This is a genomic window from Shewanella waksmanii, from assembly GCF_043643685.1.
Classification (GTDB): Bacteria; Pseudomonadota; Gammaproteobacteria; order Enterobacterales; family Shewanellaceae; genus Shewanella; species Shewanella waksmanii_A.
Genome location: NZ_JBHZSN010000004.1, coordinates 250,409 through 264,368, shown reverse-complemented (window position 1 = coordinate 264,368; position 13,960 = coordinate 250,409). Strand labels below are relative to the sequence as shown.

General features: G+C 44.6%; 11 protein-coding genes. 3 read left to right on the top strand and 8 right to left on the bottom strand.

The window, feature by feature from the left end:
* The first annotated feature begins 36 nt into the window (after positions 1-36).
* A complete protein-coding gene (locus ACHUFW_RS08065) occupies positions 37-999 on the top strand; it encodes a DNA ligase (RefSeq protein ID WP_394202049.1) in 963 nt (320 codons plus the stop codon).
* Positions 1,000-1,100: 101 nt separating this feature from the next.
* Here ACHUFW_RS08065 and ACHUFW_RS08060 read toward each other — a convergent pair whose 3' ends face one another.
* The 6 genes from ACHUFW_RS08060 to ACHUFW_RS08035 form a co-directional block, all read right to left on the bottom strand.
* On the bottom strand, positions 1,101-3,164 hold the full coding sequence (locus ACHUFW_RS08060) for a S9 family peptidase (protein ID WP_394202047.1): 2,064 nt from the start codon (positions 3,162-3,164) through the stop codon (positions 1,101-1,103).
* Between the two features lie 245 nt (positions 3,165-3,409).
* Positions 3,410-4,750 (bottom strand): sensor histidine kinase, encoded by a 1,341-nt coding sequence (locus ACHUFW_RS08055; RefSeq protein WP_394202046.1) that lies wholly within the window; start codon positions 4,748-4,750, stop codon positions 3,410-3,412.
* A 1-nt stretch (position 4,751) separates the two neighbouring features.
* Positions 4,752-6,122, bottom strand: a complete 1,371-nt coding sequence (locus tag ACHUFW_RS08050) for a sigma-54-dependent transcriptional regulator (protein WP_394202045.1) — start codon at positions 6,120-6,122, stop codon at positions 4,752-4,754.
* A 129-nt stretch (positions 6,123-6,251) separates the two neighbouring features.
* On the bottom strand, positions 6,252-8,741 hold the full coding sequence (locus ACHUFW_RS08045) for an ABC transporter permease (protein WP_394202044.1): 2,490 nt from the start codon (positions 8,739-8,741) through the stop codon (positions 6,252-6,254).
* 28 nt (positions 8,742-8,769) lie between these two features.
* Positions 8,770-9,507, bottom strand: coding sequence for an ABC transporter ATP-binding protein (locus ACHUFW_RS08040; RefSeq protein WP_394202043.1), 738 nt, complete (start codon positions 9,505-9,507; stop codon positions 8,770-8,772).
* Between the two features lie 9 nt (positions 9,508-9,516).
* A complete protein-coding gene (locus ACHUFW_RS08035; protein ID WP_394202041.1) occupies positions 9,517-10,773 on the bottom strand; it encodes an efflux RND transporter periplasmic adaptor subunit in 1,257 nt (418 codons plus the stop codon).
* A 442-nt stretch (positions 10,774-11,215) separates the two neighbouring features.
* Here ACHUFW_RS08035 and ACHUFW_RS08030 point away from each other — a divergent pair, with 442 nt between their 5' ends.
* Positions 11,216-11,677, top strand: a complete 462-nt coding sequence (locus tag ACHUFW_RS08030; RefSeq protein WP_394202040.1) for a low molecular weight protein-tyrosine-phosphatase — start codon at positions 11,216-11,218, stop codon at positions 11,675-11,677.
* Positions 11,678-11,703: 26 nt separating this feature from the next.
* Complete coding sequence (locus ACHUFW_RS08025) at positions 11,704-12,216, top strand: HAD family hydrolase (RefSeq protein WP_394202039.1); 513 nt, start codon at positions 11,704-11,706, stop codon at positions 12,214-12,216.
* A 63-nt stretch (positions 12,217-12,279) separates the two neighbouring features.
* Here the strand turns inward: ACHUFW_RS08025 and ylqF are convergent, their stop codons facing one another.
* Positions 12,280-13,218 carry a ribosome biogenesis GTPase YlqF gene (ylqF, locus tag ACHUFW_RS08020; RefSeq protein ID WP_394202038.1) on the bottom strand — a complete coding sequence of 313 codons (939 nt, stop codon included), beginning with the start codon at positions 13,216-13,218 and terminating at the stop codon, positions 12,280-12,282.
* A 116-nt stretch (positions 13,219-13,334) separates the two neighbouring features.
* A complete protein-coding gene (gene hisIE / locus ACHUFW_RS08015) occupies positions 13,335-13,949 on the bottom strand; it encodes a bifunctional phosphoribosyl-AMP cyclohydrolase/phosphoribosyl-ATP diphosphatase HisIE (RefSeq protein ID WP_394202037.1) in 615 nt (204 codons plus the stop codon).
* Positions 13,950-13,960 lie beyond the last annotated feature (11 nt).

Sequence of the window (13,960 nt, the reverse complement as noted above, 5' to 3'; positions counted from 1 at the left end):
AGCGCTAGTAAGAGTTACTCATGGAGGAGTATAGGTATGATTGATAAAAGCAGCTTAACGGCTGATGCTAACTTTATTAGCGCTAAGCCACAGTGCTTTGTAAAGCCTTGGCTGGTATTGGTACAAAAATCCGTTGCCATATTGAATCATTGGCTTGGGTTACCTATCGTCTTTTTAGTGTTACTTTGGCCAGTAACTGCAACATCCAACGGCGCCAGCGAACGATTCCAGTACACCTCTATACAAGTACAACAGTTTGCTGGTCGCAAAGCACAAGATATTCGCCTTGATGAGTATCTAGTGAGCGAAAAATATGATGGTGTTCGTACCCATTGGAATGGCATGCAACTCATCACCCGTCAAGGCAATCCAATAGCCGTTCCCGAAAGCATTGCGCAAACTCTGCCAGCGTTTAGCTTCGATGCTGAGTTATGGCTTGATTATGGCAAGTTTGATACGGCATCTGCTATCGCAAGAACCCAAGTGGTTGATTTAAATCAATGGCAACACCTTAAGCTGATGATATTTGATACTTCGGCGATGCCTGGGAGTTTTGCAGAGCGAATTGAATGGGCGAAATTGAATTTTAGCGGTAAGCACCCTCATTTATATGTCATCAGGCAGCAAAGGTTTAGTGATTGGCAGCAGCTAACCGACGAGTTTAATCGAGTGCTTAACGCGGGTGGCGAGGGGTTGATGATGCATCGCGCCGATGCAAAATATCGACTAAACAACAAACTCGATTTAATTAAAATCAAACCTTACTTTGATACAGAAGCCATAGTGATAGACTACCAGATGGGCTATGGGGGGAACCCTGATTTAATAAAATCGTTATTAGTTGAGTTAGATTCTGGAAAGCGATTTAAACTGGCTAGCGGATTTACTCTGGCTCAGCGAAAGTCTCCGCCACCAATAGGCAGCCTAGTCACGTTTAAGTACTATGGTGTTACTTCAAGTGGTATTCCAAGGCATGCCAGCTTTTTGCGGCAAAGGTAGCTAAAAATAGCTCAAGCATAGCGGCGCCGAGCATTAATCGATGAGCCTTGCACCTTAATCATTGACTAAGGTGCAAGGTGCAAGGTGCAGGGTGTAAAGTGTTAGTCTTGGTACTGCTCAAACCACCAGAGGATATGGGCAACTTTAGACATTAAGTTACTTGGGCGCTTGTAAATCCCATGGGGTGCATCGGGGATCCTAACCATCGCAGTATCAATATTACGTAGCTTTAAGGCTTGGTAAAACTGCTCTGTTTCTGCCATCGGCGTGCGTAAGTCAGCTTCGCCGGTGAGCAACATGGTTGGCGTTGTAACGTTACCCACGTAACTAATCGGCGACAGTTTCATATAATGCTCACTGTCTTCCCACGGCATTTTTTCAAACCAGTTTTTTATCACAAACGGATAAATGTCTGTGGTCAGAGCAAAGCTGTACCAATTGATAACCGGTTTTGCGACAACAGCTGCTTTAAAGCGATCTGTATGGCCAATAATCCAGGCGGTGAGTACGCCGCCACCTGAGCCACCCGTGACAAATAGTGCATTTTCATCAATGGCATCGCGAGCAATAACACCATCAACCACTGACATCAGGTCGTCATAATCTTGGCTGGGATAATTATTGTGAATGGTTTGTGCAAACTCCTTACCATAACTGTCACTGCCTCGCGGGTTGGCATAGACCACAACGTACCCAGCGGCCGCCATCAACTGAATTTCAGCAGCAAAATGTGGCCCGTAATTGGTAACAGGTCCGCCGTGAATTTCTAGAATTAAAGGAAACTGTTTGCCTGTTTTTTTCGCCGCTTCGTAACCTGGTGGATAAGCAACCCAGGCTTGAATATCACGGCCATCAGCAGATGAGTTAACTGTGATCTCTTTGATATTTGCTAATTGCTTGTGTGCAAGTGCATCTTGGTTAAGCTGGGTAAGTTGTTGGCTTTTACCTTTACGATTTATGCGAACGTCTGCAGGACGTTGTGGATCTGAGTAGGTGTATGCAATCGTGCCATTTTCAGCGACATCAAATTGCTCAGCGGTGTAGGGGCGACCGAACGCCAACCCACCTAGATCATCGGCTAAGATTTTACGCTTGCCTTTTAAAGGTTGATAAGCCACATAAGCTTTACCATGGTCATGGTAACTTAGATACACACCTTTACTATTAGCAGCCCACTTGACCTGATTCACTGACCGATCAAGATCTGCTGTTAGCGAGCGTTTATTGCTGCCATCAAAATCCATGATATAAACTTCCGCATTTTCATAGTTTTTGAATTTTTGTTCTGAGCTGATATAGGCAATGTATTTACCTGAAGGTGAGACAACAGGCTTGCTATCAGGACCATTTCGGTCGGTTAACTGCTGTTGCGATAGTGTCGCGATATCGAGTTTGTATAGATTACTATCGTTACGTGCAAGATCGCTGTCAGGGCGTTTGTTCGCCGTAAAAATGAGCTGCTTTCCGTCTTTGCTCCAAGCAAGTGGTCCGCCATGGTTGACGTTCTCATGGGTAAGTTGTCTTGCCGACCCTCCTTGTGCTGACATCACAAATATTTGGCTATAACCGGGATTGGTAAAGCCTGCACCGTCAAATCGATAATACATTTCATCAATATAGACAGCTGGTTTGGCCCACTTTGCTTGGCTAGGTTTACCGGGTAGGTTGACCACTGATTTACGCTTACCTTCAACAAAACGCGTAAATGCCAACTGCTTACCGTCTGGCGACCAACTTAAATTGCTTGGTGCATGACTAAAGTGAGTAAGCTGCGCTTGTGCATCGGCATTAAGCCATTTCATGTGGATCTGAGGACTACCGCTAGCGGTGGAAATATACGCCAACATATTGTTGTCAGGTGATAAAGTCGGTGCATAATCGACATGTTGACCGTTGGTCACAGGGGTAAGCTGTTTGTGTTTATTCACCTTCCAGATATTACTGAGTTTCTTATCAGTCATAATATCCATGTAGTTACGCATGAAGTACACTTCATCGCCATCGGCATTGATCTCAAGTCCCGATGCATACTCAAGACTAAATACATCTTCTAATTGCAATACTGACTGCTTTTCAATGATTGCATCAATAGTCAGTTCTTTAGCAAGTGCATTGGCAGCAAGAAGCGGCGATAATAGCAGAGCCAGATAGACGCCTTTATTCATCATGTTTCCTTTACATTGTTTTGTTTTTAGTGGCGAAGGGTAACTAACGCGCAAGTCGTCAATAACCAACAGGGCTTACCAAGCTAGCATACCCCATCAAAACCTCAATATAGTGGAACATTGATTTACAATTTTGTGCATAGTAAACAGCTGCCTATCCGTGTGAATAAGTTTGAATGGCAGTGGTCGCTGTCAAGTGAAAGTCAGTCCGGTAGCGGGCACTTAGGGCTTAACTAAAACGCTTGTCAGGATTGGTTAGTTGGAAAATAGATGTTGACTTGAGCGCCGATACCATTGTCATTGTTACGTATATCCAAATCGCCACCATTGTTGACCACCAACTGCCTACTTAAGACCAATCCGATGCCGGTGCCTTTTTCTTTGGTGGTATAAAAAGGCACAAAAATATTGTCCATATTGCTAATTCCGCAGCCGCTGTCGATAACTTGAATCTCAATAGCACTGCTGTGCCGATGCAGACAAATGATCACTTTGCCGTCGGGGAGGGAGCTCATAGACTCGCGCGCATTTTTTATTAAATTGACCAACACTTGTTTTATCTGCACCTCATCGGCATAAATATCGATGGGGCTATTGGCGGTTCTAAGCTGGATGTTGTCAAACAACGGCGTGATTGACTGCACTAACTTTTCTAAATTAAACCGCGTTTTTTCTGGTGGCGGCACCTTGGCGAGTTGTTGGTAACTTTGGATAAACTCATTGAGAGAGTTAGCCCTTTCTTGTATGACACCGAGACCATTTTGCAGATCGCTATTAAGCTCAGAGGGTAAGTTGGCACAATTAGCTTCGGTAAAGCGCGTTAAAGTTGCACTAATAGAAGCAATAGGCGCCAAGGAGTTATTAATTTCATGACTGAGCACTCTAAGCAGCCGCTGCCAAGCTAACCTTTCCTCTTCGCGTAATAGGTTTTGTATATCAGTAATGAATATTAGTTGCTGTTTTATACCGTTTTCAAAGTACTCATCTCGGTGCAAATAAATCTTCTTTTTATGCTCTTTGAGGTCAAACTCTAAGACTTGTTTATTGTGTTCCGGTGTCGTGGCAGGTATGCCCAACTCTCTGAACGGCCAGCCTTTCATTCGTTCAACACGACGATTAAACAGTTTTTCTGCGGCAGGATTCATTAAGGTCACATTGTCGCGACTGTCTGTGGCGATAATCGCCACATCGATCTGATTGATCACTTTATTGAGCAAGATGTGCTTTTCTTTGGTTATTAGGCTTTGTTGGGCAAAGGTGTTGGCTAATGTATTGATGAGCTGACTTAACTCATTGATTACGCCACTTGATGAAGACTCTTTTGCGCGCATAGAGTAGTCTTCACATGTTAAGGCTTCTACAACGCTAGTTAAGGTTCTAACTTTATTAACAACGATTTTCTTTAAATAAAATGCGAAATAAAACAGCCAGATGAAACTTATACTAGCGGCATAAAGCACTGAATTGTCATCTAAGTGCACTAGCTGTACGCTGGATGTGATAAGTAAAATGGGGACTAATCCAGCAGCAAGGGTTATTAATAAAAGCCGATTTTCAAAAGAGCCAAGCTCACGCATTGATTTCATATTAGCCCAAATTGTATTTTTCAAGACGTCGATAATAGGCACTGCGGCTTAAGCCTAAGGACGCGGCGGTCTCAATGGCATTATGATCGTTGAGACTAAGCCGTCTGTTGATAATGTGCTTTTCAATAGATGCTAGGCATTGGCTGTCAAAATCAAACTCAGCGGCGGCGCTTTCAGTCATTGCTATGCCTAAATCTTGTACCCTTATTACATTGCTTGGGCTTAAGAATATGGCTCTTTCAATCATGTGGCTAAGCTCTCGAATATTTCCTGGCCAGCTATAGGCCTTCATGGCGATACAGGCTAAATCGTCGATTCTTTTAAGGGCAACACCATATTTTTTTGACGACTTTTTCAGGAAGTATCTCGCCAGCGGCATGATGTCGTCGATGCGTGCTCTTAAAGGTGGTATGGCTATTTCTGCAGTGTTGAGTCGGTACAACAAGTCTTGCCTAAATTGTCCTTGAGTGATCAGTTCACTTAACGAAGCATTGGTGGCCGAAATAAGGCGAACGTCTGCTTGGATGGTTTTAGAACTGCCCACTTTTTCAAATTGTTGGTCTTCTAAAACTCGAAGTAATTTTCTTTGTTGTGAAAGCGGTACATTGCCAATTTCATCTAAAAACAGGGTGCCGGATTGGGCGAGCTCGAAACGGCCAATGCGGCTATCTTGGGCGTCAGTAAAGGCTCCTTTTACATGGCCAAACATTTCGCTTTCAAATAGATTCTCAGGGATAGCCCCCATATTGACGGCAACAAAGGGGTGTTTGCTGCGGTTAGAGCATTGATGTAAGTGGTCAGCAAGCATACTTTTACCAGTACCATTTTCACCGGTAAATAGAATGTTCATTTCACTGCGGGCAAAAAGCTCAATTTGCGCCAGTACTTTTTGCATCGAGCCTGATTCTGCAATCAGCCCGTCACTGGTAACAGACAATTGTTTTCTTAAGAGCGTGTTTTGTTGGGTCAGTTTCTGCGTTTGTTTTACGCTAGTGCCAAGCCGAATTTGCGACTGTAACACACTGAGTAAACGGTCATTATCCCATGGCTTTTGAATAAAATCTCCAGCACCGAGTTTCATGGCTTCCACTGCGATATTGACACAGCTAAAGCCTGTCATGACCACAACGGGCACAAGTTCATCAATGGAGCGAATGGCACGAATAAGGGCTAACCCTTCGGCTCCGGACGTGGTGTCTTGGTGGTAATTTAGATCGATTAAAGCCAAAGAGTAATCTTTTTGCTTTAATGCGCTAAGCAGATCGGCAGGTGAAGTGACGGTTGTTATGTCATAGTTTTCAGACTTTAAAAGTAAATTTAACGCAGTCAGAATATTGATGTCGTCATCAGCGATAATGATTGAATGTTTCATTTAGTCCTATACAGCTCCCTTGAATAGCAACCAATTTAATCGATGTAGTTCCAGTGATTTTTACCACGAGTATGTAAAAATCACCGGGAAACTTATCGATTGAGTTAAATACAGCATCGATCTGAGGCGTTAGTCTTGATGTAAAGCAACACTGGGCTCAAGCCTTACCGCTTTTTGAGTTGGGATAAAAGTCGCCAACAGTACCATGATTGCAATCAAGAGTGGCACCCCAATTAACCCTATGATTACACTTACATTATCTAATATCATTGCATCTGTCATTAAGTTTACTATCCAAAGTGATAAACCCACCCCCATACTGAGCCCAACCAAAAGCTGAATTAATGCTTTGCCCATAAATAAATTAATCACTTTTGAATCTGTGGCACCTAGTGCTTTTCTCACGCCAATCTCTTGTGTTCTCTGGGTGACGGAGTTTGCAGCGACGGCGTAAATACCGCTAGCTGCCAGCGCCAAGGCGACGATACCGCAAAACAGAAATATCTTACTTACCGCAGATACCAACAACATAGGTTGTTGAATTAGGTTTTGATAGCTTTGTATGTGGTAAGCACCGACGTTAATGTCTACCGCATTGATGGTGTCGAGCAAAGTTTTTCTAGCTTGGTGTTCAGTGCCTAGGTAGTGCACCGCGATGTTCATCTGCGTTCTACCATCCCGGTCGATTGGGCGGTACATCGTATAGCGCGAACTTGAAGTCTGCATGGTAGAGCCGTGAAAGGTGTCCGATACCACACCGATAATAGTTTGCCATTCACGATGACCTGTTGACCATACTCGTCTGATCTGACTGCCAATAGCATTGCCATCTGCAAAGTAATCTTTGGCGATGGAGGCGTTAATAATCACATTGCCCATATCAGTTTCCGTGTCTCTATGGTCAAAATTGCGGCCTTCAATCAAAGTCATGCCCACTGCACGCCAGGCATCTCGGGTGACACTTTCAGTGTTGGCTTTGGGGTTTTCATTGTAGACATCAGCAGCACGTCCTTGAATTTCGAAGTAACTGCTGCCTTCACCCGTACCAGGTAAACTACTCATAAAAGATACGGCCTCGATATGAGGTTGTGCTTCGAGTTGATCTTTCAGTTGGTAATAGAAATCTGTACGCTTTTTCCGGTCTTCAACAACCGTTTCGCTTCGTTCAGGGTAACTCTCTAAGGGCAGCTCTAATCTAGCGGTTAATCGACCTTGTGTCTCCACGCCATAATCGGCTATCCCCGCTGAGTAGCTGCTAAATAGCAAAATCGTGGCGATGACGAGTACCACACAAGATAGCAATATTTCTGAAACCACCAATGCGTTGCTGGCTCTGGCAGCACTTCTTCCCAGCGCTCCGCGGGTGCCATCTCTTAGTACGGCATTAAAATCACCACTTAGCGCCCGCCACGCAGGAATGAGTCCGGTGACTAAAATCATCACGACCACAGTGAGGATAAGTACCCATAGGCCGTCGCTACCGAGTGTCAGTTGCCACCAAAAAGGTTTGGCATTGTTGACCGCAAACATCGTTGATAGGTAATCATTACTGATACTTAATCCCCAATGGGTAAACACCACTGCGAGTAATGAGCCAAGCGTGCAAATGAATACACTCTCCCACAACATTTGTAGCACTAGTCGTTTTCTTGGTACGCCTAGCGCCACGCGTATGGCAATCTCTTTAAAGCGTTCGTTGACTCGACTGAGCAACAAATTGCCGATATTGATACAGGCGAGGATCAGGATTAGCAACACCACCATCAACATAGACATAAACACATTATAATATTGGGTGACATCAGTATTGGCTTGCTTAAAGGGCAGTGCTCGCATATAGCGACCGTCGCTGGTTGCGCGCCAGGCCATATTCTGTGGCAGATTAGCGACAATTCTCTGGTTTAGCGTAATGAGTTCGTTGTTAAACTGCTTGAGGCTCGCGTTGGGTTTTAATCTTGCATAAGCAAACATTTGTGTGCGGACTCTGTCGGCCGGCTGAATATTCATCTGCGGCTGAGGAAGCCAGACTTGTGAGCTGCTAGGAAAAGCAAACCCTGCCGGCATAACACCGACTACTCTGGTGGGCAGCGAATCGACTCTGATCATACTGCCCACTATCGCCTCATTCGCCGAAAAGTAGTCTTGCCAAACTGTTTGGCTTAATACCACAACGGGCTCAGCACCTTCAAAGTGGTCCTCAGGCCTAAAACCACGGCCTAATATTGGTTGGACGCCAGCAAATTCAAAAATGTTCCACTCGGTTAACGTGGCATTGTATTTCTTAGTGCTACTGGTTTGCTCAATGTCGCCAATTAAGGTCGTGCCTTCTTGGTAAATGCCGAGATTGTCTATGTATTGTGACTCGTTCCTGAGCTGATAGAGATCAAGTGGGTCTATACCAGTCCGGTAGCCATGGTTTTCATTGAAGGCCGCTTCTATCGAAATAATTTGTTGCTCACCATTAAGGTATAGCGGCTTAAATACCAAGTTGGTTAATAACGAATAGCAATAAAGGGTCAAGCTAAGGCCCACAGCAACAATCAGTATGGAATTGACGGTAAATATTGGCTTTTTCATCAGCAAGCGTATCGCGTACTTAATATCGATCCCTAAAGACATAAATCTTCCTTAATTATTTTTATTATCACTAAATTGCGATTGCAGAGAAATCGCTACTGTTTTGTTGATGCTTTTTGGTTAGCTGATCAGCAACAATTTTGCCGTCGTACACTTCTATCACGCGCTCAGCACGATCCGCCGAACGAGGATCATGGGTGACCATGCATATCGTTGCACCTTCTTCGTGAAGCTGGTCGAGCATTGTCATCACTGCATGGGCATTCTTGGAGTCCAAGTTTCCTGTCGGCTCATCGGCTAAGATTATCGAGGGTTTACCGGCAATTGCTCTTGCCACCGCAACCCGCTGTTGTTGTCCTCCCGATAGCTGGGAAGGGAAGTGATTAGCTCTATGCGCCATATCGACTTTCTCTAGTGATTCGCGCACCATCTTGGCTATTTCTTGTTTACTGATATCGCCGCGATAAGTTAACGGCAGTTCGACATTCTCTGCTACGGTTAAATCGCTGATTAGATTAAATGACTGAAAAATAAACCCTATTTCTTTATTGCGTATCTGAGCCCGCTCATCTCTGCTTAAGTCTGATGCGTCGTGACTGGCCAGCAGGTAAGTGCCGGCTGAGGAGTTATCAAGTAGGCCTAAGAGTGACAACAATGTTGATTTACCGCAGCCAGACGGGCCGGTGATTGACACGTATTCGCCTTTATCGATTTTTAAGTTGATGTTGCTGAGCGCTTGAGTTTCAATTTCATCAGTGACAAATGTTTTATTAATGTTTGTCAGCTCTACTAACCGTTGATTGTTCATAATATCTTCCTAATTGATTTTGATTTGATTATGTTGATTCCACGAAGAAGCATCCGAAACGATGATGCTTTCACCCAATTTGAGCCCCGATTGAACCTCTATATAGCGACTCGACATCCGCCCAAACTTGATACTTCTTTTGTAGGCATAATCTCCTTCTTCATTGATTAAATAGATGTCACTCTGGCTGTAGCCTTTAATAAACATCGGACGCTGCACGTATAGTGTGTCACTAATACGGTCAATTTCTACGACACCCTCAACGGTGAGATCAGGCCTTACCTCAATGGGAAGTTCTCCTTCTAAGGCGACATCAATTTGAACAGAGCTGTTGATCACCGCAGGATCAATTCTTTGCACTGTGCCACTGATTAAACTGTTGCGTGTATCTATGGTGACGCGTTGGCCCACCACCACCTCTTTGACTTTTTTTTCAGGTATTCGCAGCTCTGCAAGGTACTTATCATCACGGGCAAGCTTGGCTAAATTGGTGCCGGCATTCACTTGCTGTCCCAGTTCCATTGGCATTTCTTGCACAATACTGTCCATACTGGCTGTGACATTTAGCGCATCCACTTGGGTTTTCACTCGGTGTAAGATGCGTTCCATTCTGTTTATACGCGCTTGATAGGCGAGACGTTGAGCGACTAGATTTTCCTTTCTCTTGTTGAGCCTTTGAGTCTCAAGTTGCCAACGTTTTTTGAATTGGTCGACATCAATCTTAATTTCTTCATGGGCAATTTTTGAAACAGCAATAATGCCTTGCTCGAGCAACTGGTTGTGGGCATTTAAGGTGAGTAAAGCCCGCTCATAATTGAGTTTTTCATTCACAACCGCCGCTTGTTGGTCCAGTAATTCAGATTCCATAGCGACTTGTAGCGCTTGAGTTTCTGCTTCTAGCTCCTCCAGCTCCCATTTGGTTTCTTCCAGTTGTTGCTCTAGTAGGGGATTGCTAAGTACTAGTAAAAGGTCGCCTGTTTTTACCCGTGCGCCAGCTTTAATTAGAATTTGTTCAACCCGCCCTTCAACATGGGTGGCAATCCAGCGAATATCTTTAGGGACTAATAGGCCTGTTCCTCGCACAGTAACCAGCATTTCGCCCCTTTGGACTTGGTCTGTCAGTAGTGTGTCTCTGCTTACCATATGCGATGCTTCGCTACGGGTTAGCAGCAATCCGCAGATAAGCGCAGTGGTAGCGATACCGCCTATAAGCCAGCGCGTGCGCTGCGTAGTCGATCCCTTTTTTGTTGCACGAGTAATGTCCATAGTTATCTCTTAGCTTTAACATACCTAATCGTTAAGTAGTTAGCAGTTTATGTGCCAATAATTAAAACTTCACTTATTCAGTATGTTACCTGTTCTTTAAATGTAGGCTTAGCTTGATCGTCTCGATTCTGGGACGGATTATCGCAATCAAAATCCCAGTTTTGGGACGGCCATAGCTATTAGGTAGTAGGTCATAGGTTATAGGTTATAGGCAGGCACTATAGTTTGCAGTGCTTGTGCTGTAATAACGAGACGGATTAACAATGTGAACTTTAATTAAACTTGTGATAGCTTTCTTTGAGTAACGCCTTGTAGTTACTACATGATCTTTTGGCGTTTGTGGTTAATATAAGCATCATTGTGAATGCTGAACATCGACGATGTAGGTTGCGATTACTATTCACTTTTTCGTTCACTAAACCTTAATTAGGATATTGATATCATGGAAGTCTTATCAGTTTTATTCGTCTGTATGGGCAATATTTGTCGCTCGCCTACGGCAGAAGCTGTAATGCGAGCAAAGGCGGCCGAGCGGGGTGTGGATATTGTGATTGATTCGGCAGGCACCATCGCGCATCACCAAGGTGAAGCGCCGGACCCACGCTCTATGCAGGCTGGCAAAAAGCGCGGCTTGAGTTTTGACGGTATGCAAGCACGTCAAGTGATACCCGATGATTTTGAGCGATTTGATTTGATTCTTGCTGCTGATAGACAAAACTTGCAAGACCTACAACGCCGCTGCCCTAGTGCACTACAGCATAAATTAGCCTTGATCTTGTCGTTCTCTGATAGTGATTACACTGAGGTGCCCGATCCCTATTATGGGGCGGGTGATGGCTTTGAGTTAGTGCTAGATTTGCTTGAAGAGAGCTGTGATAAGTTGCTTGATAGAATAGCTAAATGATATGACTTGATGGGAACAGGGATTTGATGAAACCGGTGATATTATTTGATTGGGGTAACACGCTAATGGTTGATACTCCCAATATGAGCGGCAAAATGTGTGATTGGCCTAAGGTCGAGGCAGTAAAAGGTGCCCATCAGACTTTGCAAATTTTGTCGCGCAGTCATCGGGTTTATGTGGCAACCAATGCCCAAGACTCCGTGGTGGATGATATTACCGCTGCATTTAAGCGGGTAAATTTAGATAGTTATATAGCCGGGTATTTCTGTTATCAGAACTTAGGCATTGGCAAAGGTAGCCGCGTGTTTTTTGATAGGATTTTGGCGCAGCTGAATGTGGCTGCCGATCAGGTTGCTATGGTCGGAGATAATCTCGATAACGATATTATACCCGCCGATGAAGCGGGGCTAAATACCTACTGGTTAACTACCGAAAGTCAATGCCAAGGGGATAGCAAACGTCAAGCGCCACACTCCACAGTGAGAATGACTGAGTTATCTGAGCTGACTAGCTTGTTATCGCCAGCCGAGCTCAAATGACACAGTCAACGCCAGTTACATAACCAGCCATAGTGACATAGTCAGCCACAGTGACATATGTCGCTATTTGTGACGCTTTCCGGCTCGTTTTAAGGCTTCTTTTTCTTTTCTTGCTGCTTTTTTCGCTTCTTTCTCAGCGATGATTTTAGCCACTTCTACTTTTTCAACGTCAACCATCGCTGGCGTTTCTAAAGAAAGTTGGCCCATTTTGCCAGATCGGAATTCATGCAGAACCAGCTCAGAGGCTTTATGCAGATCGATTCGACCACCTGGGCGCATAGCACCACGTTTACGGCCAATGGCTTCAAGTAATTCGATATCAGTATCTGGTAGCGCATCCAATTGATAACGCGCTGCTATCGCTTGCGGATAAGCTTGTAAAAAATACTCAGCAGCAAACATCGCCACATCTTCATAATCCATGGCTGTATCTTTAATCGCACCCGTGATGGCTAGTCGGTAGCTGCTTTTATCGTTATCGACTTTAGGCCATAAAATCCCAGGCGTATCTGACAGCACAATGCCATTTTTCAAATTGATACGTTGCTGGGCTTTGGTCACAGCTGGCTCGTTACCTGTTTTTGCAATAGTTCGGCCAGCTAAGGTGTTGATGATGGTGGATTTACCGACGTTGGGTATCCCCATGATCATGGTGCGAATGTCTTTTTCAATTTTATCGCGATTCGGCACGAATTTACGGCAAAGATCGGGGATTTTTTTCACCTGAGCCGCCTGCAAAGTAGTAATGGCCATGGCCTTTACTCCTTGCTCTTGCTCTAGGTACTCAATCCATTGCTGGGTCACTTCGGGATCCGCTAAATCGGATTTGTTGAGCAATTTGATACAGGGTTTATCGCCGCGTAGCGATGACACCATGGGATTTTCACTACTGTATGGAATACGCGCATCAAGCACCTCTATCACTAAATCGACCTGAGGCATGACCTCTGCGATCTCTTTTTGTGCTTTGTGCATGTGTCCGGGATACCATTGAATTGCCATGATGTTTTACCTGTTGTGTCATCGTGGCGCCGATTTTAACGTGATTTACATGAAAAGCATAAAAAAAAGCGCCAATTGGCGCTTTTATCATCGTATTGACCTGTTTAACCCGCCATTTACTTTTCGCTATGACGCTTAAGTAGGTTTGCGTGGATATCCTCAAGCCCTAACTGCTGATCTTCAAGCAGCACCAATAGGTGATAAATCAGATCTGAGGCTTCATCAATCAGTTCCGCTTTATCGTTGGTGGCGGCTGCAAGTGCAGTTTCTAAACCCTCTTCACCCACTTTTTGGGCAATACGCTTAGTGCCGCGTTCAAATAAGTGCGCGGTGTAGCTAGACTTCGCATCTTGCCCTTTGCGTGAAGCGATGAGTGACGCCAAATTGTCGATAAACGGGTGGGCTTTACCATCGGCCCAGCAACTTTCCCTCTGTAGATGGCAAGTTGGTCCATTTGGGATCACCTGAACTAATAGGCTGTCATTGTCACAATCACTATCAATAGCGATTAGCTCGAGCGTATTGCCAGAGGTTTCGCCTTTGGTCCATAACCTTTGCTTGCTGCGACTGAAGAAAGTGACCGTTTTGGTTTCGATTGTTTTTGCTAACGCGGCTTTATCCATATAACCCAGCATGAGGACTTTGCCTGTTAAGTGATTTTGCACGACTGCAGGAATTAACCCGTCTTGCTTTTCCCAGTCAAGTTGTTCAAATTGCGCCATGGTTGTCATTGTTGTTCCTT

Coding starts and splice junctions, on each gene's coding strand:
- ACHUFW_RS08065 (WP_394202049.1), top strand. CDS start 37: ATGATTGATAAAAGCAGCTTAACGGCTGATGCTAACTTTATTAGCGCT.
- ACHUFW_RS08060 (WP_394202047.1), bottom strand. CDS start 3,164: ATGAATAAAGGCGTCTATCTGGCTCTGCTATTATCGCCGCTTCTTGCT.
- ACHUFW_RS08055 (WP_394202046.1), bottom strand. CDS start 4,750: ATGAAATCAATGCGTGAGCTTGGCTCTTTTGAAAATCGGCTTTTATTA.
- ACHUFW_RS08050 (WP_394202045.1), bottom strand. CDS start 6,122: ATGAAACATTCAATCATTATCGCTGATGACGACATCAATATTCTGACT.
- ACHUFW_RS08045 (WP_394202044.1), bottom strand. CDS start 8,741: ATGTCTTTAGGGATCGATATTAAGTACGCGATACGCTTGCTGATGAAA.
- ACHUFW_RS08040 (WP_394202043.1), bottom strand. CDS start 9,507: ATGAACAATCAACGGTTAGTAGAGCTGACAAACATTAATAAAACATTT.
- ACHUFW_RS08035 (WP_394202041.1), bottom strand. CDS start 10,773: ATGGACATTACTCGTGCAACAAAAAAGGGATCGACTACGCAGCGCACG.
- ACHUFW_RS08030 (WP_394202040.1), top strand. CDS start 11,216: ATGGAAGTCTTATCAGTTTTATTCGTCTGTATGGGCAATATTTGTCGC.
- ACHUFW_RS08025 (WP_394202039.1), top strand. CDS start 11,704: ATGAAACCGGTGATATTATTTGATTGGGGTAACACGCTAATGGTTGAT.
- ylqF (WP_394202038.1), bottom strand. CDS start 13,218: ATGGCAATTCAATGGTATCCCGGACACATGCACAAAGCACAAAAAGAG.
- hisIE (WP_394202037.1), bottom strand. CDS start 13,949: ATGACAACCATGGCGCAATTTGAACAACTTGACTGGGAAAAGCAAGAC.